Source organism: Deefgea rivuli DSM 18356, from assembly GCF_000620145.1.
Classification (GTDB): domain Bacteria; phylum Pseudomonadota; class Gammaproteobacteria; order Burkholderiales; family Chitinibacteraceae; genus Deefgea; species Deefgea rivuli.
This window is the reverse complement of the sequence record NZ_JHVM01000012.1, coordinates 123,055-146,125: the sequence shown is the minus strand read 5'-3', so window position 1 is coordinate 146,125 and position 23,071 is coordinate 123,055. Positions and strand designations below refer to the sequence as shown.

The following is a 23,071-nucleotide window of genomic DNA, read 5'->3' as shown; positions in this document are numbered from 1 at the left end:
CGGATTATAAAGTGGCACGCGGTGCATTTGTGCATTAAATGATGTTTATCTAAATTTGCCCATAGCAGCGCAACATAAATAGGCCTTTCAGCCAAGGCGAATCGATTAGTGCAATATGATTGCAATCAATTCAGTATTCTAGGTTCATAAAAAAACCCGAATCGCCGTGATAGCGATTCGGGTTTTTAAATTTCAAAACTCATTTTACAGTGAGTAGCGCAATACCGCGTTCAGTGCAGCACCAGCAGGTAGATCGGCTTGGCGAACTGCCAATACACGGGCTCCAGTGGCAAGTGCGCGCTTAGCGATTTCATCAATCACGCCATAGCTCAGCGCGCTGGCTTGATCGGCCAAGGTCAGATTGCCTTGCTCATCAATCGTGCCTGGCACGGATTGTTCAATATCGATCAACAACAAATCAATCGCACCGTGCGTCGCGGCTTTTGCGGCATCAGATAGATCTTGCGTCACGCGGCGCTCACCTGCGCGCGATTCAAATACCGGTTTCAATGCATCGAGCTGAGCTTGATAGAGATTATCTAAAATCGGGCGAACTTTCGTTACCAAGTCAGCTACGCCAATGTGCTCGGCGTTCATAAAGAGCGTTTCTTTCACCAAGTTCGGCAGCGTATTCGTCGCACGGTAGATCGATGCTAATGGCTCAGCGCTCACTAAAATCAAGGGCGCATTGTGGCCAGCAAACACAGGACGTAGCGCCTGATCGATTTTGCGCGTGAATTGCGCGAGGCGAACTTTTTCATGCACGCCATCAAATTTACGTGCACGTAATGAAGACATACCGACAGCGCTGGTCGCATCTTTCGGTAGATCCGCAACGCTAACCACTTCGGCAGGCGCATCTGCGAAGCATTCAATAATGCGAACTTCATTTTCCGACAAGGCCAACACATAGGCAGAGTGCGGGAAAGTCAAAGCACGCAACAGCGGTTTCAGATAAAAACGCTCGCTCACTTCAACTTGATTCGATAGCACATTGGCCAAACGGTAAGTACTGATGTGATCTGGTGTAGCCAAGATGGCCAAGCTATTGGCTTGCAGCAACCAGAATGTTTCATCTTCCAGTACCGAATAAAGTTCTTCTTCAAGCAAAGCCAAACGGCGCTTATCGAAATTGATATCTGCTAATTGTTGCAATGCCTGATCGATGAGATTACCCAACTGAATTTGACTGGCTTCTGACTTATCACGTAGCGGTGAGGTTTCTAAATAAATCGAAACACACGCATCGGCACGAACATCAGACAACCATAGAAATTCTTCACGGCTTGGGATATCAACATGAAACATGGCTAACCTCGACTAAGAATAGGAATATTTAATTTACACCGCAAATAAGCCAAAGTTAAGTAAAAAATTAACAAGTCCATGATGTAATTAAGTAATCTTAATATTATTGTCCAATGTGGTATTGAGAACTTACCGCCACTCACCCAAAACTGGATTATTAAGGCCGCAAAGCAATCCCTGAGAACAACTTAATTGCCATATAAAAAAAGCCAGATCAAATGATCTGGCTTTTTCAATACCCATCCGATTACGGCAAAGGCACCATCGCGTGGGCACCTTGTAATGCAGGCTCGGCTTGCGGGTAGAAAAATACGCCTTGGTAGTCTTTGCCAAACACGGCGGGCTGCTTGAGCTGGGCAAATTGGCTCAGCAACACCGGATCAGTCGGTGCATGCACAAAGCCTTGTTTTAAATCCAGCTTTTTGAGTAAAGACTCAAGGGTATTAGGCGCAACGACAACATCCTGAACGCCTGTATCCCAATACTTATTAGTTTGCCCACCGAGTGCAGCGATTTTCACATTATAAATCTTCTCACCCAAACGCTGCTGCAGATGCCAGCCCATGCTGTAAATCGGCTGTTTCGTCTCTGGATCAACACCACTCACTTGCGGTAAACCGTGCGATGCGTTAGTCCATACAATCACTTTTTTGCCTGCAAATGCATTATCCAAGAGCCATTGCACATTGTCGGCCAGCACTGGATTGCGTTGATCGTAATTCACGTCATCAGTATGCTGTTGACGGCCCACACCAGCGGCGATGCTTTTTACTTGTTGGCACCACCAGCCCGCCGATTCGCGCAATGTCGCCACGCTGGCAGGCGTGGTGTCTTGGCATAGCTCGGCTTTAAGCTGCGTACTCACTTGATTAAATTGCGTTAAATCCATGCCTTGGCTATTGAGTTCAATCGCGCGCTGCGCGACTTGGCGAAACTCGGCCCAATTGGCTTGCGCTGGAATTTTTGAGCCTTTGTTCTGTAGATATTGCGTCAGCGCTGGCAATAATTCCTTAATCGACGTCGAGCCCGCCAACGGAATATCAAAACCGGCCAAAGTCAGCGGGCGCTCAGTTTTACGCGCTTCATCCAAATACGCCAAAGCTTTACGGCTGGCATCCGTTTGCGAATACATATAAAACACGCGGCCCGGTGCTAATTCCACCACGCTGGCATTTTTATCCACCGCGCTGCGCCAAACACCTTCTACATCAAACATCGCACTTTCAATCAGCAACACATCAAAATCTTTGTACTGATGCAGGTATTGCACCAAACGATTCATCAACTCATAGGCGTTTTTATCGGCATACGTTTCTTCATTCAAAACCACCACGCGCGCATTACCCAGCGCGGCACCAAAAGCATCGAGATCATGCGTATCGCTCGCTTGCGCCACATCAAGCGCGGTCAACGGCTGCGCTGATTTGCTCAACCACTGCTGCAAATTCGCAGTCGCATCGGCACTCACACTCGCGTTTTTATCCGCAGCATCTGGATTGGCATTTTTCTCACCACAGGCCACCAGACCCAATCCAAGTAAGCCAACAATAATAAGACTACGCATAGTTTTTTCCTCAAGTTAACCACATCAGTAAGGCTGATGATAATCGAAAATGCCTCGTCACCATAGGAGGTGGCACACAGCAAGTATCACTTTCTGTGATACCTAGCACCTTGATTTGTAATAAAAAAAGCCAGATTGAGCATCTGGCTTTTTTTGCTTACTTGGCCGATGAACGGCGCTGCACTAGCAGAACTTAAGCCATTGCTGGCAAAGCGTAACCTTCGATTTTGGCGCTCGTTACCAATTTACCGAGGTAATCATGCATTGCTTTACGGCCAGCCATATCAGTCAAGAAGGCTTGCAGGCGCTCTTGCACTTCTTCAAAGCTCACCGATTCGCCAGCACTGCGCTCAGTCACTTGGATGATGTGGTAACCGAATTGTGTTTCAACCAAAGTCGGCACAATCACGCCCGCTTCTGTGGAGAAAATCGCGGCTTCAAATTCTGGCACCATTTGACCACGGCCAAATTGACCCAAGCTGCCACCTTGCGCGCTTGATGGGCAAGTCGAATGCTCTTTAGCCAAATCAGCAAATTTGTTTGGATTCGCAATCACATCGGCCAATACGCCTTCGGCTTTCGCTTTCGCCAAGCTGCCCGCCAAGCCTTCACCTAATGGGAACAAGATGTGGTTCGCTGAGGCCATTTCGCCTTTGGTAAAACTTTCTGGGTTGTTGTCGTAGAAATCACGGCAAGCGGCTTCATCAGCTTCTTCAACTGGGATTGCAGCTTCTAGCAAAGTGCCGATGATTTCTTCAGTTGTTGGCGCAGTCACGCCTTGTTGTTTTGCGGTTTGCAACAGCAGTTCGCGCAAGATTAATTCTTGGATTGCTGCATCGCGTGGGCTTTCTGCCTCGGCGTGTTGCGCCAATTCGCCTTCGATCAATGCTTCGCTAATTTCAACGCCGTTTACGATAATTGCCATGATTTAAATCCTATTGGTCATGAAAAACCCAGCTATCTAAGCTGGGTTATAAAATTAATTGCTCAGTAGCTTACCCGTATTATTTGTGGGTGAATAGGCCGATTATCAAGTACTAAAGTAGTGCAAAAACCAAATTGCAGAAAAGCACAGCGGTTTAAGAAAAAACTGCAAAAATGAAATTGATTCCGCGACGGATTCGCGCCCCATACGCCAGAAAGGATTTCCCAATGACCAGCCGACTTCAAGAACGCCAACAACGTGGCCGCGCACTGCGCGATACCTGCTCACGCAAAAGCCATGCCGAGCAAGCGCAGCACCAGCGCGATCCGATTGATTTGCTGATGCAATCGTCCGAGGGTCGTTTGCCGCGTTTGGTGCCGCTGCGTTACGGGCGAATGCTCGCTTCACCGTTTGCGTTTTATCGCGGCACGGCGCTATTGCAAGCCCATGATCTGGCCAGCACGCCGATCAGTGGCTTGCGCCAGCAGATTTGCGGCGATTGCCATTTGATGAATTTCGGCGGTTTTGCCTCGCCAGAACGCACACTGCTGTTTGGGATTAATGATTTTGACGAAACGCATCCCGGGCCTTGGGAATGGGATATCAAACGCTTGGCGGCCAGTTTTATGGTGGCGGCACGGCATTTAAATCATGGCGATAAAATTGGCAAAGAAGCGGCGTATATTGTTGCAGCCAGCTACCAAAAACACATGCAGCGCTATACCCTAATGGGCGAGTTGGATATTTGGTATGAAAAAATTAGCTTTGAAACGCTATTAGCCCACGCAGAATCTACCGCCACGCGGCAAAGGATCGAGCGCGGAATTCATAAAGCCAAGGGCCGCACGCATCAAGACATTCTGCCCAAATTAGCTGAAAAAACCGCCGACGGTTGGCGGATCAGAGACAGCCTGCCTTCGGTGTTTCATTTGCAAGACCATCACATGCTCTTTGATGCCGACGATCAGTGGCTGCAGCAAGACGATTGGCAACAACGCATCGACAAAATGATGCGCGATTATCAAACCACGATGGTGGCCGACCGGAAAATACTGCTTAATCGCTATCAATATCAAGACACAGCCTACAAAGTGGTCGGCGTGGGCAGTGTGGGTACGCGCTGCCTCGTCATGCTGCTCACTGATGTGCATGAACAGCCGCTGTTTTTGCAGATCAAAGAAGCGCGCCCGTCGGTACTGGCGCAATACGCCGGCAGCGCCACGCCGTATCAACAGCAAGGCCGCCGCGTTGTCGAAGGCCAGCGCTTAATGCAAGTGGCCAGTGATATTTTCCTGGGTTGGGCAACGAGCCCATCGGGGCGACATTTTTACTTCCGCCAATTACGCGATATGAAGCTCAGCCCCGAAGTGGAAATGTATAGCAGCGAAATTTTGCTCGAATATGCCGAACTATGCGGCTGGGTTTTGGCGCGTGCGCACGCCAAAGCCGGCGGTCTCGCACCAGAGATTTCGGGTTATTTAGGTAAAGGCGACGCGTTTGCCAAAGCGATCAGCAGCTACAGCGCCGTATATGCCGATCAAGTCGAACGCGATTTTGAGAAATTTACCCATGCTTGCCGCTCAGGGAAATTAATCGCCCAAACCGAAGCCGATTTCGCCAGTGATTTACGCGTTTAGGCCGCAGCCTGTGTTTTGACTCACACCAATCCACAGCAGGAAAACACAACAAGGTACTATCGCCCACCACCGCACAGAGTTTAAGGACATTTAATGCGTATTTCCCACTGCCCACGCTGGCTGCTGGGCATCGTGCTGGCGCTACAATTGGGCTCGGGTTGGGCCGATATTATTGTGGCGGTACCTAAAGATGTGCTGAGCGATTACCAAAAACTTCTTGGTACACGCAATCTGGATAAAATCCGCGATTACAGCGGCGAAGGCTCGCGCCGTGACACGGTCGAACTCATTTTATTTCAGCAGGCACTGCGTCTGGGAGGTCTGAACGACGTGGTGCGCTTTTCTGCCATTGATAACTATGCACGCAGCATCATCGAAGTCGAAGCGGCTCATGCCACAGCGCTAGGCACCACGGTATGGGCTGCCGATATTGGCAAAGAAAAAGCGAGCTTATCAGTGCCAACGATTCGGGAAGGCGAATATCAGGTTGGGTTTTACACACTTGAGCGCAATCAAAAAGTCTTGCAGGCAAACTTTAAGCAATTGCAAAAACTCACCGTGATTTCCAATACCGCGTGGAAAAATGATATCCAAGTTTTAGAGCAACTGGGGATTTCTAAAGTCGAAAGCGCGCCGACCTATATCCAAATCGTCAAAATGCTCAATGCTGGGCGTGGCGATTTTATGATGGCGTCGTTCAAAGGCAAGTCTGATTTAAGCGTTGATGTAGAGGGAATTCGTTTGCTGCCGATTAAAAACATGAAAATCGCAATGCCCGGCAGCCGCCATTTTTTGATCGCCAATACCGCGCAAGGCCAGCAAGTGCTCACTGCCTTAAACAAAGGCCTTACTCAACTGCGTAAAGAAGGCCGCATTCGCCGTGCGTATACCGATGCAGGCTTTTTCAATCAAAAAGTCGAGCGCTGGACTTTGCTCAATCCACCCAAAAAATAAAGTCTACAGCGCGCACTCACCAACAGTGACAATCGATTACTCCGCTTGCGGTTTTTTCGCTGGCGCTGGATACCAATTTTCTGGCGCGACGATTTTTTCCTGCGCCGGATCAGCTTCGTAATTCGGCGACATAATTTGCACGCCGTGCGTGTTAAACACATCCTGCACTTTGCCGTGCAAATCGTTCAAAATCTCCAAACGGCGGCGCGGCTCGTCCAGCGCGATGCGCAAATGATATTCCACATACCAGTCCGATAACGCAGTCTGAAAAACCCGTGGCGCAGGATCAGTGCGTACACCTGCGGTATCCTTCGCCGCCTCAAGCAGCATGGCCTCGACTTGTCGCCACGCCACATCGTAGCCAATCGTAATCACCACTTGCGAAATCACGCCGCCGCCCGCGGCCAGCCGTGAGAAATTAATGACGTTTTGCCCAACTAACACTGAATTGGGAATGCTGACTTCTTCGCGTAAATTGGTATGAATTTTGGTCGCAAATAAACCAATATGCGCCACCGTGCCTTCCACTGCGCCGATTTGCACGTACTCGCCATTTTTTAGCGATTTGGCATAAATCAAAATTAAGCCGCTCGCAAATTGCCCCACAACGCTCGACGCACCGAGCGACACCATCAAGCCGACCATCACCGACAGCCCCTTAAAGGCCTCGGTATTTGCGCCGGGCAGATACGGGTAAATCATTGCAATCGCCAGCAACCAAATCAAAAACGACATAATCCGCCGCGTCGTACTGGCGGTATCTCGGTCAAAAAATCCTAAATGCAACTCACCGCGCTCGATGCGAGAGAACGCAAAATGAATAAATCGCGTCGCATAACGCGCGCAAACAATAATAAATACGACCACCAGCAAACCAGGAATCGCATTCAGCGCTGCTAATCCCACCCCAGACAAAAAGCCAAATAAAGCCTCATTGAGTTGCTCGCTCCACGCACGCGTGAATGGAAATTGAGCAAATACAAAACTAGTCCAGCTATAAAACAGCGACAAAGCCAATAAACCCAACACCAAGCTCGTTAGCCAGCGCAAAATTTGATTGAGTAAAGACAATTTCACACCCGTGGTTTTTTTCGCCACGCGCGCAACGGGTACGGTCAGATAGCGATGCCCAAAGCGCAAAACCCTCACGCGTACGCGCAACAACAACCAAAAACACGCAGCCAGCAGCACGGTTGCTACAATCGACAGCGCAGCGGCTAGCAACAATTGCTGCGGATCGCGGCGCTCTGTGCGTTCGGTATAAACGTGTTGCAGCTGCGTGACCGCATTCTCAACCATCCCGTCCATCGTATCCCCAGCCAGCTCATTCACATCGCCCGGCTGCACGGTAAACACCAATTGATCGTCTAATAAAATCGCCACGCCCATACCTGGCGGTGCAATCGGTTGCGAGCGAACATGGCCGCCTCTGGCAGCTTCCAACACCCGCTCCAGCCTTAATTGCGCAGCCTCAACCCGATCTTTGCTGGAATACGCCAAAATCCCGACGCGAAACGTCGTCAAAGTGCGATGCCCCACCACCAAAGGAAATTCATCCTGCACCGCAACCTGCGACGCCACATCCGCCGCCCACGCTGAGCTGAGCAAAAGGCTCAACACACAGCTCAATACCATGCTGATGATTTTTTTTATCATGTTTGACTCGAATCGAATAAATTGACATTAACTAGACCAAGGGTATATCTACATAGCCATTAAATAACAAGAGCCACATAGATATACCCATAAAATCATAAGCCGGAGATAAAATTTAAAGCCTGCTCCAAACTGCAAAGCCAGCGACTCAACTTCAGTATCCCTGCACATTCACTGATTATGTCGCTGCGGCCATCAAAAATATGCTTTTTGTCTCCGCGACGACAAAGTATGCAACATCCCAATGTCCACAAGGTGACTCGCTCGCGTGGAGAACGGCAAGACGAGACAAGGATGCAAGACTGGGGCCTTAGGCCAAAATTTTTGCTTATCGATTTACGCAATTACGCAAGTGTCTAATTCCCGCGCACAATGTGCGGCTGCTCAGCTAAAATCGCCCCACATCTACGTTCCACATTGACCTTAACGGAGTCCGCCGCATGCATAGCAATCGTCTTTTTCCCAATACCCGTTTGCGCCGCATGCGCCGTGATGATTTTTCGCGCCGCTTAATGCGCGAAAATAGCTTGAGCGCCAATGATTTGATTTTGCCGGTGTTTGTACTCGACGGTAAAAATCGCGAAGAAAACATCGCCTCGATGCCGGGCGTAACGCGGCAAAGCTTGGACAAACTGTTTTACACGGCCGAAACCGCGCTCAAACTCGGCATTCCGGCTTTGGCGCTATTCCCTGTGATTGAACCGGCGCTGAAATCGCTCGATGCTGCTGAAGCATGGAATCGCCGTGGCCTCGTGCCGCGCGCGCTGGAAGAACTCAAACTGCGCTTTCCTGAACTCGGCCTCATTACCGATATCGCGCTCGACCCGTACACGATTCACGGTCAAGACGGCATTATTGATGACAACGGTTATGTATTAAACGACGAAACCGTCGCCGCGCTGACCAAACAAGCGCTCTGCCACGCCGCTGCGGGCGCGGATATGGTCGCGCCCAGCGATATGATGGATGGCCGAATTGGTGCGATTCGTGCAGCGCTAGACCGTGAAGATCACATCCACACGCGGATTTTGGCGTACTCGGCCAAATATGCGTCGGCGTTTTACGGCCCTTTCCGCGATGCGGTCGGCTCCAGTGGCAACCTCGGCAAAGGCAATAAATACAGCTATCAAATGGATCCGGCCAATAGCAATGAAGCGCTGCACGAAGTGGCGCTGGATTTGGCCGAGGGCGCGGATATGGTGATGGTGAAACCGGGCATGCCATATTTAGACATCGTGCGCCGCGTTAAAGATGAATTCAAAGTACCGACCTTCGTCTACCAAGTTTCCGGCGAGTACGCGATGCTCAAAGCGGCAGCGCAAAACGGCTGGTTAGCTGAGGAAGCCGTCGTGTTAGAAAGCCTGCTGGCATTTAAACGCGCTGGCGCCGATGCGATTTTGACCTACTACGCCATTGATGCGGCGCGCTGGCTACAAGCTACAGCAAAATAAATAGTCCACGAAAGGCACGAAAACCACGAACAAGGGCAACCATCAGCAAAGTTAAAGGTTTAACTTACGTGTTTTTCGTGTCTTTCGTGGACAAATTGCTTTTCTGAACATTTTCGCTCAAAAACACGTCAAGGTAATTTTCCACTTTTGATATGGTATTGCTTCGGCGCGGCTAGACTGCGTCGAATGTTCAAATGACACTGTCCTTAACCTTAAGTGGTGGTATCATGCTGAACGTCCAATTTCTTGTCGACCATCTCAAACAAAGTTTGAGCCCCGCACTATTTCCTAGCCAGCTCGAAGCGCGCTATCCGGCTGTGTTGGCGCAAATTATGCTCAGCTGGGAACAAGACCAGCTCGATGCTTGCTTTAAGGAACTACTAATTCAAGACGATGCCGCGCACGCGGGCTTCCCGCCGGAAATCGCCACCGAGCTATTTCGCTTGCAAATTGCCCTCGATGGCTTGCCTATCCAAAGCAAGGATGTTTGGAAAGATGTGCCAGACGCCAGAATCGATCCTTTTGCCAAAGAAACACTGAACCAGCATGGTCATGGCGTGAATCCTGAAGGGCTGAGCCGCGCGATTGAGCAGCGCCAATTTGGTCTGCTACCCGTGTTCGTTCGCGCTGGCGTCGCCATTGAGCATCAAGACGAAGCAGGCTGGACGCCCATCATGCACGCTTGCTTTGCTGGCAAACTCGATATCGTGATTCAGCTGATTAAATTGGGCGCGAATCTCGCAGTCAAAGACAAGCACGGCTATACGCTGCTGCATTGGGCGGCACTCAATGGCAACGCTGACTTGGTGGCGCTGCTGATCGGCCACGAACTCAACCCATTGCAAGCCAGCCACAAAGGCATTACGCCATTGATGCAAGCGGCGGTGGGTGGGCATATTTTAGTGATGCAACATTTGGTGAATCAGGGCGGCAGCGTGGCGATCAATGCGCGTAATTATGAAGGCTGGACGGCGCTACATAAAGCGGCGGCCAATAATCAAGTCGCTGCCGCGCTGTGGTTAGCCGAACGCGGCGCGAATCCGCATCTGCAAAATCAGCAAGGCGAATCGGCGTGTTCCTTGGCTTTGAAGCTCAATCAGATGCGCTTGTATGAATTGCTCAGCGCCTGCGCGGATCGCCAAACCAATACAGTTGAGTGGCAGCTCGCCTAGAGGCGAAAGCAAGAACTCGTAAGATGGGTGGAGCATACCCATCAAATCGCGGCGATGGGTATCGCCGAAAAGCATGGCTCCACCCATCCTACGAGCTGCGCAGATATTTTTTGCCCTTGTTCGTGCCTTTCGTGATCTCGCCCTTGACCTTGCTGCGCAGCATAAATTGCACTTGCCCGTCGTCGCTGGCTGGTTTACGGTGTGGCTATGAACTATTGGCTAATGAAATCTGAACCCAGCGATGTTTCTATCGACGATCTGGCCCGCTTAAATACGGTGGGGTGGTATGGCGTGAGAAACTATCAAGCACGCAACTTCATGCGAGATACCCAGCAGATCGGCGATGGCGTGCTATTTTATCATTCCTCTTGCGAGCACGTCGGCATCGCAGGAATTGCCCGCGTTGCCAGCGCGCCCTACCCCGATCCAACGCAATTTGATCCCACATCCAAATATTTCGACCCCAAATCCACGCCCGAAAAACCCCGTTGGCAGCAAGTCGACGTGGCTTTTGTACGTAAAACTCGGCTCGTGCCATTAGCCGAGCTGCGCCAATACGCGCCGCTGGCCAATATGGTCGTACTGCAAAAAGGCTCACGCCTATCCATCACGCCCGTCACCCCGCAAGAATGGGATTTCATCCAAGAGTTACTCAATGATTGAAGCAATTTTAGCTTGCTTGGCCGTTGGCCTCGTCGCAGGATTTTTAGCCGGCCTACTCGGCGTCGGTGGCGGTTTGGTGATTGTTCCGGCACTGCTGTGGGTGTTTCAGCTGATCGGCGTCATGCCCGAAGTGCAGCAGCATTTAGCAATTGGCACCTCGCTGGCGACGATTATTTTCACCGGCCTAGCCAGTGTTCGCGCGCATCACCAAAAAGGCGCGGTGCGTTGGGATATTGTTCGCCGCATCACGCCGGGAATTTTAATCGGCACCTTTGTCGGCGCACAAATCGCTGGGCTGATTTCGACGGTGCATTTGAAATGGGTTTTCGTCATCTTTGCCTATCTGGTCGCAGCACAAATGCTATTGGATTTAAAACCCAAACCCACACGGCAACTGCCGCAAATCACCGGAATGACAGCAATGGGCGGCATTATCGGCGTGTTATCAAGCTGGGTTGGGATTGGCGGCGGCTCGCTATCAGTGCCGTTTTTGACCAATTGCAATGTGCCGGTTAAAACCGCAATTGGCACTTCATCGGCGATTGGCGTGCCGATTGCCATTGCTGGCGCGATTGGCTTTATGGTTAGCGGCTGGTCTGCACCTCTGTTACCAAGTGGCAGCTTAGGATTTATTTATTTACCCGCGCTGCTCGGCATCGTATTGGCAAGTTTTCCAATGACCAAAGTCGGCGCGGCTGCGGCACATCGCCTGCCTGTGCCGGTACTAAAAAAATGCTTCGCCGCACTGCTTATTGTATTGGCGAGCAAAATGCTGTTGAGCTTGCTATGAAAATCGCCGTGCTGAGCGCTTTACTCCTAAGCTCAGCGCTGCATGCGGCCACCCCGCCACCCGAATGCGTCGCAGCCAGCAAAGCGCTTGATGCATGGATCACGCAGCAGCACGGCCAGATACGCCTGAGCGATTTAGAAATCAGCCCGCTGGCAGACGATGTGCGTATGGCCTGCGATGGCACGCCGCAAGCCTACCAAAAGACTTTGGCGCAAATCATGCAGCCATGGCAGCCGGCCTCAACCAGCGAGCCTTTTGCAATCAGCGAAACAGCGCAAGCGATGCTAGGCATGGCATTCATCATCGGGCTGGGCGCGGTTTCTGCCGGTACGCTAGTGGTGCTATATCAAGGCGCGGCGGGTATCGCGATTTTAGCGGATGATTTTGAATGAGCTCAAAACTAATGATTGGCAGTATATTTGCACTAGCCATATCAATGAATGGCTACGCTGAAATACCCCGATTTATTAAACAAATCCAACTTCCCGATAATCACAGCCTGATTCAAGTATCAGAAGGTGAAAATGAGCCGCGCAGCATTGGCAGCTACGCCATTCGGCTCTACGGCGGTGCGAACCCTGATTTCCCGCTAGATGATTTTATTACTGGCCAAATTCATCCACGCGACGGCAGCGTTGAGCGCGTCCTTAATACTGATTTGAATGGCGATGGCATTGGCGAAGTCGTTGTCGTGATTCGCTCGGCGGGAAGTGGCGGCTACCTCAGTGCCGATGTATTTGGCTGGCAAAATCGCACGCTCAAACTCACTCAATCGATCAGCGATTTAGCGCCGAAAGACGATCCGATTGCCGAGCTTAAACGCCTCGCTAGGAAAAAATGATTTCACGCGTTTCACCGGCCTATTTCACGCTGATTCTGGTTTGGTCCACCACGGCGCTCGGCATTAAATGGGGCGTAACAGGCCTGCCGTTTACCTTTGCGCTGATGACGCGATTTACACTGGCCGCGCTGCTCGCACTCATGCTGTTAGCTTGGCGACGACAATCCTTGCCGCTTCACGCTGCTGCACTGACCGCCTATGCGATTGCAGGCGTCGCGACGTCCTTGTCGATGTTGTGCACTTTTTGGGCGTCGCAATTTATTAGCTCGGGTTTAGTCGCTGTGTTGTTTGGCCTCGTGCCGCTGGCAACCGCGCTATTTTCGCGCTGGATTTTGCACGCGCCACTGCAAAAATTTGATTACATCGCCTGCGGCCTTGGCTTGGCGGGCTTACTGACTTTATTTAGCCAACGCATCACGCTCGCACCCGACGGGCTGATCGGCATCGCCGCACTGCTGATCGCGGTGTTTTTGCAATCGGGCGCAGCGGTGCTGCTCAAACGCCATGCGGGCGGACAATCGCCACTGGCCGTCAACGTCGGCGCACTGCTGATTTGCGCCATACTCAGCACGCTATTTTGGCTGATCGCTGGCGCGCCCACCGCAGAAACCATCCCACTACGCGCCGCTGCCGCCCTCATTTACCTCGCCAGCATCGGCTCGGTCTTTGCATTCAGTTTGTATTACTGGCTGATCCGCGAATGCCGCCCAATCAGCGTTGCACTGATCTCACTCATCACCCCCGCCACCTCGCTCTGGCTCGGCCACACCTTCAATCACGAAATCATCCAGCGCCAAGAAATCATCGGCACGGGATTAATTTTGCTGGGTTTGGTGATGTATGGGATTGGGATGAATCGTAAGGGTATATAGCTGTAGCGACTAATTAACAATGCTTAGATTTATATACATGCAAGTTTTATTCAAAAACACACCGCTGGCTTATGCTTTAACACCACCATCACTCCCCCAGCAATTCTCATACACAATGTTAGCGCGGCGGGTGTCCCAGCCGGTGGTTTCTAGCATCGGCGCGGGATAAAATTCATCAACGTGGCCGATGCACAAAATCGCAATCGGCTGACTATCTGCTGGCATCTTGCACAACTGGCGCAAGGCGCTCGGCTCAAATAGCGACACCCAGCCTAGACCGATGCCTTCGGCGCGCGCCGCCAACCACATATTTTGGATGGCGCAAGCAGCGGAGGCTAAATCCATTTCTGGCATCGTGCGCCGCCCTAGCACATAAGATTCGCGCTGATCGACCAAGGCGACCACCAGCACCTCAGCGCAGGACAAAATCCCTTCCAATTTCAACTGCATAAACTCATCCGATCGCTCACCCACGGCCTCGGCAGTCAGCATGCGTTCAGCGTCGACATGACTGTGAATTTGCTGGCGCAAGGCCGAATCTGAAATCCGAATAAAACGCCACGGCTGCATAAAGCCAACGCTGGGCGCTTGATGCGCGGCAGCGATAAACCGCGCCAGCTGACCGTCTGCCAAAGGTTGCGGATGAAAATGCCGCATATCACGCCGCTCACGAATCACGCGGTAAATGGCCTTAATTTCTTCGGCAGAATATTGGTGCGGATTCATGATGGCGACCTTATAAAGAGTGAAATGAATACGCCATACTAAGACAAAGGGTATTCAACCAGAGGAATTACTAACAATGGCCTACAGGTAAATACCCAATGATTTCACCAGCAAGTCCGTCGCACCGCGATGCGCTTGAGCAAAGGTTTTGCCCGCAGTACGCATTTGCTGTTGGCGACTAGAATCACTCAAAAGACGGGGAATTTCTGGCCAGAGTTCGGCCAAGTTCGGCGCTTGCCATGCCGCGCCCGCAGCAATTGCCGCCTCGCTTGCGGCTGCGAAATTATATGTATGTGTGCCAAGCAAAACTGGGCAACCCACCGCGCAGGCTTCGATGAAATTTTGACTGCCAAACGGCAGCAACGAGCCGCCCATGATCGTGATATCAGCGCAGCTAAACCACGCGGTCATTTCGCCCATGCTGTCGCCCAGCAACACGTCGGCATCGACGAGCGAATCATCTTGCCACTGACTGCGGCGCAACAGATGCAAACCTGAATTTTCAATCAAACTCGCCACCACATCAAAACGCTGCGGATGACGCGGCACGATAATCAGCAGAGGTGCGTTCTGTGGGAATAATGTCGACCATTGCGCGAGCAACTCCGCTTCTTCGCCGTCGCGGCTCGATGCCAATAGCACAGTCGCTCGCGCCCCAAACTTCGCACGCCAGCGTTGTCCCAACTCAATTTGAGCTTCGTCGGGCTGATTATCAAACTTCACCGAGCCCATTACTTGCGGCGTAATAGCGCCGAGCAAAGCCAAGCGTTCAGCGTCAGCCGGCGACTGTGCCAAGACTTGTGTCCAACGCGCCATCGCAGGGCGAATCAAGCACAGCGCCTTGCGATAGCCCAGATACGATTTTTCAGACAGCCGCGCATTGGCCAGCACCAGCGGAACTCCAGCATCAGCGCATTCATGGATTAAACTCGGCCAGATTTCAGTTTCCATCACCACGCCGCACTGCGGCTTAAATGTCCGTAAAAAGCGGCGTATCGCGGATGGGTAATCGTAAGGTAGGAACACAATCGTCGCGAAATCGCCGAATAATTCTTGCGCAGTTTCGCGGCCCGTTGGCGTCATGCACGTCAGCAAGAATGAACGTGTCGGATATTGTTGGCGCAGCGCTGCAATCACTGGCGCACTGGCGCGCATTTCACCAACCGATACGGCGTGCAGCCAGATTGGTTTTATAGAGGTATTTGACTGAATGAATTTTTGCTGCATGGCTAGCGAGTAATACCCCAGCCTTTCTAACCAAAAATTTCGATACGCCGGCTGTTTTTGACTGCGTTTAAGTAAATACAGCCAAATCAGCGGAAACACCAGCCACAGCGCCAGCCGATACAGGCGGCGTGCAATCACGGCAAACGTCCAGAAACAACAGCATCCCACACTTGATCGACGCTTGGCGGCTTACCATTACCACCCAAGTTCAACGCAAACGTCGCGGCGCGCACGCCAGTGAGTTCTGGCTCCGATGCGCAGAAGATCGCGACGACGGGCACGGCCACCGCAGCGGCCAAATGCGCCAAGCCAGTATCGACGCCAACGACGATACGGCTACCCGCCAGCAGGATCGCCGCATCGCTTAAGCTTAATTTCGGCGTTACGATAGCCAATGGCACTGCGGCGGCCAAACGCTGCGCGCGCTGCTGCTCATTCGCACTGCCCCAAGGGAACACAGGCCGCATTCCAGCATGGATGCAACGCTGCGCGAGTGCGATCCAGTGCGCCTCAGGCCATTCTTTATCCGCACGGCTGGTCGCAGTGAGCATCACCACATAGGGCGTATCGCCCAGCCACGGCAATTCTTGCAGTGGCACTTTTAAGCCATAATCCATTTCACCCAGCAAGGCATAGCCATTGGCGGCGGCGGTCAAACGTCGATTGCGCTCGATGGCGTGTAGATTTTTAGCAATCGGGTAAGTACGGTGATAAGCAAAACTCGCCAGTGCTTCGCGGCAAGAATGTCGATCAAAACCCGCCACAGGACCACAAGTCATCCGCGCAACGGCGGCGCTTTTGATTAAGCCTTGCGCGTCCAAAATCAAATCGTAACGGCAGGCGCGAATTTCAGTTTTAAATTTCGCCCATTCGGCTTGGGTTGCGGCTGAGAATGGCGATTTACGCCAACGCCGTAGCGCAACAGGAATCACGCGGCGAATCGCCGGATGTAACAAAGGCAGCTCGGCAAAACCTTCTTCAACGACCCAGTCAATGACCGCGTCCGGATAAGCGCGCGCCAAATCAGTGATGGCGGGCATTTGATGAATTACGTCGCCCATCGAAGACAGGCGCACAATCAGTATTTTTCGCATTAGCGTATTCTAACAGGGTGAGCTTTCAGCACAAACCTAGCTCTTGGCGAAAAACAGTCTAATATCAAAAAACATCAATAGTATCTAAGGCTTACGCCAAAATGCCCTTACTCATTGCCCTCTGCATTGTATTGGCCGCAGGATGCATTTTTCAAACGCTGCGCATCAGGCAACTGCGTCATAGCCTTGCCGAAGAACAATTGCGCGATCCCCTTACTGGCCTCTATCAACGCCCGCATTTATTTGCTTTAGCCGAGCGCGAAGTCAATCGCGCGCAGCGCAGTCAACACAAAATGGCGGTGCTGATTGCTGATATGGATCATTGCGCCGACATTAACGCCAAATATGGCCTTAAAGCTGGCGACTTAGCGCTCAAACGCTTGGCTGAATGTGCAATGTCATCAGTCCGTGATTTTGATTTGGTGGGGCGCTATTCGGGCGAAGAAATCGCGCTCATCTTGCCCGACACTGATTTTAAAGGCGCAATGGTCGTCGCTGAACGTTTAAGAAAACTCGTTAAAAAACTACCGATACAACTTGAAAATCAACAAGCGTTTTACATTTCAATCACTATCGGTTTGGCGGCGCTGAGCACTGAATCGGACACGCTAGAAGACATTCTCGTCGCCGCAGATACCGCACTGCAATCGGCCAAAAATTTAGGCATTGATCGCATCGAAGTTTTTCCAGCCTCGCTGCCCACGCCACCTGAGTTTTAAATCCCCTCCGTAGTCGCTCGTTTGCTCGATCTTGTTAATCTATCCACTTGCCCCCGCCGCCATCAGCCGTTAGAGTCGAACGATTCTGAACGGGAAGCACTATGAACGCCATCAAATCCATCTCCAGCCACATCGCGCAAGAAGCGCAAGAGCGCCAAGCCCAACTCACCAAACCAATGGGCAGCCTAGGGCGGCTAGAAGATTTAGCGATTTGGTTTGCTGGCCGCAGCGGCAACGCGATCCCCAAGCGATTACAAGCGGCCATTTGCGTCTTTGCTGCCGATCACGGTGTTGCAGTTGAGGGCGTATCGGCATTTCCGGCGGAAGTAACCGCACAAATGGTCATCAATTTCATCAATGGTGGCGCAGCAATTAGCGTACTGGCACGGGAAAATAATGCCGCGCTGAGCATTGTCGATGTTGGCGTTAAAACACCTTATCCAACCCCGACGGGCAGTGCGCACGGTCGATTATTCCGCAGCCCCGTTTGCGCGGGCACCGCCAATTTGCGCGTCACCGCTGCGATGAGTGCCGCAGAATGCAAAAAAGCTTGGCAAATCGGCGCAGGTAGCGCGATGCATGCGATTGAAAATGCTAAAAATATTCTGATTGGCGGCGAAATGGGCATCGCCAATACCACGTCTGCCGCAGCACTGATTTGCGCACTGACGGATGCTGCCCCCGAAGATATCGTCGGTCTTGGCACTGGCATTCAAGCCGCTGCGCGTCTGCATAAAATTCAAGTCGTAAAAGACGCACTGGCTCGCGCCAAAGCAGCAGGCGCAGTCACGCCGCAAGACTGGTTGCGCGAAGTGGGTGGTCTGGAAATCGCGGCACTGGCGGGCTTTTACACCGCCGCCGCCGAAGCGGGCGTTCCAGTGTTGCTCGATGGCTTTATCACCACCGCAGCGGCGCTCGTCGCCGTGCACGCCAATCCTGCCGTTGGCGAATGGCTAATCGCCAGCCACGTGTCGCAAGAACAAGGCCACCGTAGCGCGCTAGCCGCGCTGAATCTAACACCGCTGCTGGATTTAGGCCTGCGCCTTGGCGAAGCCAGCGGCGCAACGCTCGCGCTACCGATTATCCAATCGGCACTGACTTTGCACCGCGAAATGGCAACTTTTGCTGAAGCGGGAATTGCTGCGGGGGCGATGTAATGGCATTTCGCTTAACCTTAATTCGCCACGGCGTAGCCGAAGGCGCAAATGAGGCAATTTTTGGTCAGAGCAATCCGCCACTCTCCAGCCTAGGCCGTGAACAAATGGCGGCGCGTTGGCGTGAATTGTCGGCGTATCCAGTCGATGCGATTGCCAGCTCGAACTTGGCGCGCTGTGCCGATTTTGCGCTGGATGCGGCAATGGCTTTGAATATTCCATTGCATTTAGAACGTGGCTTTAATGAAATAGTTATGGGTAGTATTGACGGTAAACCCAAGCAATCATGGAGCGCAGCGGAACATACCGCTTGGAATTTATGGCAGCAAGATCCAGATCAACATCCGCTACCCGATGGCGAAAGCTGGGCTGATTTTTCTCGCCGCATCCATACTGCGCTAAACGCTTGGTTTGCCAGCGGCGAAGCTGAGCACCGCGTACTCATCGCGCATCAAGGCACGATCAAAGCGATTTTACTTGCAACACTGAATTTGCCCGCCGCGCGTCACAGCCAATTTTGGCTTGCGCCCGCAGGCTGCGTGACCTTGTGGTGGGATGAAAACTGGCCGCCGATGTTACTCGGCATCAGCAATACACTGCCCGACGCACCATGACGCAGTTTTTCGACTGGCGCGAGCCGATTCTGGCGGTGCAATTTTTAACGCGCATCCCCACGCCGCAAATCCACGACTTTGAACCGTCATTGCTGGCGAAATCAGTCGGCTGGTTTCCAGCGGTCGGTGCGATCATTGGTACGCTGTTATTTGGCATTGCCATCCTCAGCGCCAAGCTCGACCCGTGGTTGGCCGCAATCCTGTGCCTTTTGCTCTGGACTTGGATTACTGGCGGTCTGCATTTGGATGGACTGGCCGATATGAGCGATGGGCTTGGCGCGGCGCATCGTGATCCGGCGCGATTTTTAGCGGTACTGAAAGATCCGCATCTGGGTAGCTTTGGCGTACTGTCGCTAATTATTCAATGCCTGCTCAAACTCGTGTTGCTGATGCTGCTGATACGGCAACAACAATGGGCGGCGCTGCTGCTGATTCCAGCGTGGGCACGTAGCGGCGTGTTTATTTGGCAAACGCTGCCGGCTTTAGCGCCGGGCATGGCCGAGCAATTTGCATGGAAAAACAGCAGCAAAGTCGCGATATTTTGGTGGAGCGTGCTATTCGCCACGTCAGCTTGGTTTAGCCCCGCGCTATTGGCGGCACCGCTGGTGCTACTGGCTTATCGGCAATGGCTTAAAGCCAAGCTTGGCGGCGTAACTGGCGATTGTTTGGGTGCGGGGATCGAAGTCAGCGAAAGCGCATTGCTACTCATTACTGTGCTCGGCACAGGTATAATCGGCGCCATATCGTAGGTCGGCTTTCAAGCCGACAGCCAGTTCAAGGAAAAAATATGAAAATCGTTCGTGCCATTGAAGTGTGGGAAAAAGACATGGAAGGCGGCTTTATCGGCCACTTACCGCTGAGCGAAACGGTGTCAGTCGAGTTTTTATATAGCCTATTCGCTGCTGAGCAAGACAAGCCTGATCCAGAAATGAAATTATCCTATATGCTCGACGCGGCACGCGTGGCGCAATTGCAGCCTTTTGTCGCCGATGTCATGGACGGCACACAGCACGATTTCATCCTCACGGCCTATGGCCTGCCAGATTATGAATAGGGGTATTCAATCGCAGGCTTTATTGATAAAAGGCCACAAGTAAATACCCTAGGTAATAAAAAAAACCGCTCACGATTCAATGAGCGGTTTTTTGTTGCTGCTCGGCCAGTTTCGACCGAACTAATATTTACCCCTGCGATTCAGCGACCAGCTTCCGAATCAAACCGAGCAACTCATCTTCTTGATACGGTTTACCCAGGTAAGCATTAACGCCCAATTCGAACGCGTATTTCTTGTGTTTCTCGGCGGTGCGCGACGTAATCATAATGATAGGGATATGTTTGGTATCGTCGGCAACGCGTACATTCCGCGTTAACTCGAAACCATCCATCCGTGGCATTTCGATATCGACCAGCATCACCGCTGGCTTCACATCATGCAATTGCTGCAAGGCATCCACACCATCTTTGGCGGTAACGACTTGGAAGCCTTCACGCGCCAACAAACGACCCGTGATCTTGCGTACCGTCAGTGAATCATCGACCACCATCACCACGGGTGCTGTCGACAATTGCTCTGGCATCGTCGGCTGCGCTTGATGATTGATATCCGTACCTTGCTGCATTTGCGCGGTGATTTGCGCGGTTTGTGCGAGCAAGGCGAGCGGATTCATAATCATGACGATTTCGCCAGTACCCAGCACTGTCGCACCGACCACACCCGGAATCCGCGCCAATTGTGGGCCAATCGGCTTCACCACGACCTCTTGGTTTTTCACCAATTGATCGACGTGGAGCGCAATCCGTTCCGCGCCTGAGCGCAGTAACACGACCGTTGAATAACGTTTTTGTTCTGGAATCGCAACCGCATCACCGAGCAAGCGCGGCAAGTAAGCGAAGCGATAACGCTGCCCCATCCATTCTTGCTCACGATTTTCATACAGACGCGCCAAAGCTTCAGATTTCAGCTCTTGCACTTGCTCGATCATCACCGATGGAATCGCAATTAAGCGCTCACCCGCTTTAACCAACAGCACTTGCGCCACCGCCAAAGTCAGCGGCAAATGAATCACAAAGGTCGTGCCTTGACCAGCAACGGTCGACACATCGATCTTGCCGCCCAAGTTACTGACTTCATTTTTCACCACGTCCATGCCAATACCACGGCCAGACAATTGGGTGACTGATGAGGCCGTCGAGAAGCCGGGTTCAAAAATCAAATGGCACAAATCGTTATCAGAAACGACTTGATCGGCAGTAATCAATCCTTGATCCAGACCTTTTTGACGAATACGCGCTAGATCCAGACCTTTACCATCGTCTTTCAGCAACAAGACCAGCTCATTGCCCTCTTGGCGAACTTCAATATGAATTTCACCAAACTCGCTCTTGCCTTTGTTAATCCGCTCTTCCACGCCTTCTAAGCCATGGTCAATCGCATTACGCAGCATGTGCTCAAACGGCGAAATCATTTTATCCAACACGCCACGGTCAATTTCAACGCGGCCGCCTTTCAGCTCCAAGTTGACCTTTTTACCGACTTCTTTACCGGCTTGACGCGTTAAACGATACAGACGATCTGAAACGCTAGAGAACGGCACCATGCGCACGCGCATCAGGCTTTGCTGCAGCTCTTTGGTCATTCTGGATTGCGCCAACAGCGCAGCAGAAGATTCATCCAGATTTTTCAGTAAACTTTGCTGTACCGTCCCCACGTCATTCACGCTTTCCGCCATAAAGCGGGTCAGCTCTTGCAAGCGGCTAAAGCGGTCGAACTCTAATGGGTCAAAGCTGGCGTGCATTTCTTGCACTTCTTTTTCCCGCGCCTGCATTTGCGTTTCGGCTTGAATTTCCAGCTCGCGCAATTGCGTACGTAAACGCGCCACGTTTTCAGTCAAATCGAGCAAGGAGCTTTTGAACATCAGCATTTCAGCTTCAATTCGCGTGCGAGAAATAGCGACTTCACCAGCCTGATTGACCAATTGATCGACCAGCTCGGATTTAACCCGAATCACGGTTTTATTATCGGTTTCGGCAGCGGCCAATAGTTTTGGCACGACAGGCACCGCACCCGTACCAACGACCGCATCAACTTGCGGTTTGGCAGGTTCAGTCAACTCTGCAAACAAGGCAAGTAAAAGATCGTAATCGCCTTCAAGACGAGAAACTAACTCTGGACCAACTTCAACGGCCTCGACCAAACGCGATTCCATCCGATGCGCGGCTTCACCCATACGCATCGCACCACTCATCCGCGCGCTGCCTTTAACAGTGTGCAAAGTGCGTTTTAATTGCTGCAAGACCGATTCGTGATCAGAGCCTTCGCTCAACAAACGCAGATCGTGGCTGAGTTGCGGTAGTAATTCTTCGCTTTCTTCGATGAAAATTGGCAACAGTTGCTCGTCGATATCATCAATCAACGTGGCGTCCAGCTCAGCACGCGCAGCATTGAGCGTGTCTTCGCTGGAAATCAATTGCGCCAGTGGAGAAGACTCATCGATTTCTGGTGCGAGCGGGCGGGTGAGGCTACCGATCAAATCCGTCGCAACAAACGCTGCTGGCACAGCAATCAAGTCTGGCTCACCAGGCGGCGGGATGTCTTCTTCGAGGATCAATTCATCGAGCGTGATTTCGGCTTCGGCTTCGGCTTCGGCTTCGGCTTCGGCTTCGGCTTCGGCTTCGGCTTCGGCTTCGGCTTCGGCTTCGGCTTC

The 23,071-nt window shown here is 52.0% G+C and carries 22 protein-coding genes; 14 read left to right on the top strand and 8 right to left on the bottom strand.

The window, feature by feature from the left end; all coding sequences use genetic code 11:
- Positions 1–204: 204 nt before the first annotated feature.
- The 3 genes from Q320_RS0106390 to Q320_RS0106380 form a co-directional block, all read right to left on the bottom strand.
- The gene (locus Q320_RS0106390) at positions 205–1,308 is read right to left on the bottom strand and encodes a baeRF11 domain-containing protein (protein ID WP_027468318.1); all 1,104 of its coding nucleotides are present in this window, start codon (positions 1,306–1,308) and stop codon (positions 205–207) included.
- 247 nt (positions 1,309–1,555) lie between these two features.
- Positions 1,556–2,872 (bottom strand): TraB/GumN family protein, encoded by a 1,317-nt coding sequence (locus tag Q320_RS0106385; RefSeq protein WP_027468317.1) that lies wholly within the window; start codon positions 2,870–2,872, stop codon positions 1,556–1,558.
- A 193-nt stretch (positions 2,873–3,065) separates the two neighbouring features.
- Positions 3,066–3,797 carry a peptidylprolyl isomerase gene (locus Q320_RS0106380; protein WP_027468316.1) on the bottom strand — a complete coding sequence of 244 codons (732 nt, stop codon included), beginning with the start codon at positions 3,795–3,797 and terminating at the stop codon, positions 3,066–3,068.
- A 227-nt stretch (positions 3,798–4,024) separates the two neighbouring features.
- Here Q320_RS0106380 and Q320_RS0106375 point away from each other — a divergent pair, with 227 nt between their 5' ends.
- Entirely contained in the window at positions 4,025–5,434 is a 1,410-nt protein-coding gene (locus Q320_RS0106375; RefSeq protein WP_027468315.1) for a DUF2252 domain-containing protein, read from the top strand.
- A 93-nt stretch (positions 5,435–5,527) separates the two neighbouring features.
- Positions 5,528–6,388 (top strand): transporter substrate-binding domain-containing protein, encoded by an 861-nt coding sequence (locus Q320_RS0106370; RefSeq protein WP_027468314.1) that lies wholly within the window; start codon positions 5,528–5,530, stop codon positions 6,386–6,388.
- Between the two features lie 36 nt (positions 6,389–6,424).
- Here Q320_RS0106370 and Q320_RS0106365 read toward each other — a convergent pair whose 3' ends face one another.
- Entirely contained in the window at positions 6,425–8,044 is a 1,620-nt protein-coding gene (locus Q320_RS0106365; RefSeq protein WP_027468313.1) for a mechanosensitive ion channel family protein, read from the bottom strand.
- Between the two features lie 440 nt (positions 8,045–8,484).
- On the opposite strand from Q320_RS0106365, the gene hemB reads away from it, so the two are divergent.
- The 7 genes from hemB to Q320_RS18755 all read left to right on the top strand — a co-directional run bounded on the left by hemB (position 8,485) and on the right by Q320_RS18755 (position 13,833).
- A complete protein-coding gene (gene hemB / locus Q320_RS0106360) occupies positions 8,485–9,495 on the top strand; it encodes a porphobilinogen synthase (RefSeq protein WP_027468312.1) in 1,011 nt (336 codons plus the stop codon).
- Positions 9,496–9,689: 194 nt separating this feature from the next.
- The gene (locus Q320_RS0106355) at positions 9,690–10,667 is read left to right on the top strand and encodes an ankyrin repeat domain-containing protein (RefSeq protein ID WP_084282418.1); all 978 of its coding nucleotides are present in this window, start codon (positions 9,690–9,692) and stop codon (positions 10,665–10,667) included.
- Between the two features lie 207 nt (positions 10,668–10,874).
- Positions 10,875–11,330, top strand: a complete 456-nt coding sequence (locus Q320_RS0106345; RefSeq protein WP_027468310.1) for an EVE domain-containing protein — start codon at positions 10,875–10,877, stop codon at positions 11,328–11,330.
- Positions 11,323–12,120, top strand: a complete 798-nt coding sequence (locus Q320_RS0106340; RefSeq protein ID WP_027468309.1) for a sulfite exporter TauE/SafE family protein — start codon at positions 11,323–11,325, stop codon at positions 12,118–12,120. Before Q320_RS0106345 ends, Q320_RS0106340 begins: the two co-directional genes overlap by 8 nt.
- Positions 12,117–12,512, top strand: coding sequence for a hypothetical protein (locus Q320_RS0106335; protein WP_027468308.1), 396 nt, complete (start codon positions 12,117–12,119; stop codon positions 12,510–12,512). Before Q320_RS0106340 ends, Q320_RS0106335 begins: the two co-directional genes overlap by 4 nt.
- The gene (locus tag Q320_RS0106330) at positions 12,509–12,961 is read left to right on the top strand and encodes a PliI family lysozyme inhibitor of I-type lysozyme (RefSeq protein ID WP_027468307.1); all 453 of its coding nucleotides are present in this window, start codon (positions 12,509–12,511) and stop codon (positions 12,959–12,961) included. Before Q320_RS0106335 ends, Q320_RS0106330 begins: the two co-directional genes overlap by 4 nt.
- Positions 12,958–13,833, top strand: coding sequence for a DMT family transporter (locus tag Q320_RS18755; protein WP_051534527.1), 876 nt, complete (start codon positions 12,958–12,960; stop codon positions 13,831–13,833). The genes Q320_RS0106330 and Q320_RS18755 overlap by 4 nt, the downstream gene beginning before the upstream one ends.
- Before the next feature lie 69 nt (positions 13,834–13,902).
- Here Q320_RS18755 and bluB read toward each other — a convergent pair whose 3' ends face one another.
- The 3 genes from bluB to waaC all read right to left on the bottom strand — a co-directional run bounded on the left by bluB (position 13,903) and on the right by waaC (position 16,880).
- The gene (bluB, locus tag Q320_RS0106320; RefSeq protein ID WP_027468306.1) at positions 13,903–14,559 is read right to left on the bottom strand and encodes a 5,6-dimethylbenzimidazole synthase; all 657 of its coding nucleotides are present in this window, start codon (positions 14,557–14,559) and stop codon (positions 13,903–13,905) included.
- An 81-nt stretch (positions 14,560–14,640) separates the two neighbouring features.
- On the bottom strand, positions 14,641–15,924 hold the full coding sequence (locus tag Q320_RS18750) for a 3-deoxy-D-manno-octulosonic acid transferase (protein ID WP_051534526.1): 1,284 nt from the start codon (positions 15,922–15,924) through the stop codon (positions 14,641–14,643).
- Positions 15,921–16,880 carry a lipopolysaccharide heptosyltransferase I gene (gene waaC / locus Q320_RS0106310; protein ID WP_035852737.1) on the bottom strand — a complete coding sequence of 320 codons (960 nt, stop codon included), beginning with the start codon at positions 16,878–16,880 and terminating at the stop codon, positions 15,921–15,923. Before waaC ends, Q320_RS18750 begins: the two co-directional genes overlap by 4 nt.
- A gap of 101 nt (positions 16,881–16,981) precedes the next feature.
- On the opposite strand from waaC, the gene Q320_RS18745 reads away from it, so the two are divergent.
- From Q320_RS18745 to Q320_RS0106285, 5 genes are all read left to right on the top strand, one after another.
- Positions 16,982–17,599 (top strand): GGDEF domain-containing protein, encoded by a 618-nt coding sequence (locus Q320_RS18745; protein ID WP_051534525.1) that lies wholly within the window; start codon positions 16,982–16,984, stop codon positions 17,597–17,599.
- A gap of 101 nt (positions 17,600–17,700) precedes the next feature.
- Positions 17,701–18,756, top strand: coding sequence for a nicotinate-nucleotide--dimethylbenzimidazole phosphoribosyltransferase (gene cobT / locus Q320_RS0106300; RefSeq protein WP_027468304.1), 1,056 nt, complete (start codon positions 17,701–17,703; stop codon positions 18,754–18,756).
- On the top strand, positions 18,756–19,367 hold the full coding sequence (locus Q320_RS20670) for a histidine phosphatase family protein (protein WP_027468303.1): 612 nt from the start codon (positions 18,756–18,758) through the stop codon (positions 19,365–19,367). Before cobT ends, Q320_RS20670 begins: the two co-directional genes overlap by 1 nt.
- Positions 19,364–20,116 (top strand): adenosylcobinamide-GDP ribazoletransferase, encoded by a 753-nt coding sequence (cobS, locus tag Q320_RS0106290; protein ID WP_027468302.1) that lies wholly within the window; start codon positions 19,364–19,366, stop codon positions 20,114–20,116. The genes Q320_RS20670 and cobS overlap by 4 nt, the downstream gene beginning before the upstream one ends.
- Before the next feature lie 38 nt (positions 20,117–20,154).
- Positions 20,155–20,421 (top strand): hypothetical protein, encoded by a 267-nt coding sequence (locus Q320_RS0106285; RefSeq protein WP_027468301.1) that lies wholly within the window; start codon positions 20,155–20,157, stop codon positions 20,419–20,421.
- A gap of 127 nt (positions 20,422–20,548) precedes the next feature.
- On the opposite strand, the gene Q320_RS21820 is transcribed toward Q320_RS0106285, so the two are convergent.
- On the bottom strand, positions 20,549–23,071 hold a 2,523-nt coding region (locus tag Q320_RS21820), incomplete at its 5' end, for a hybrid sensor histidine kinase/response regulator (protein ID WP_211251183.1).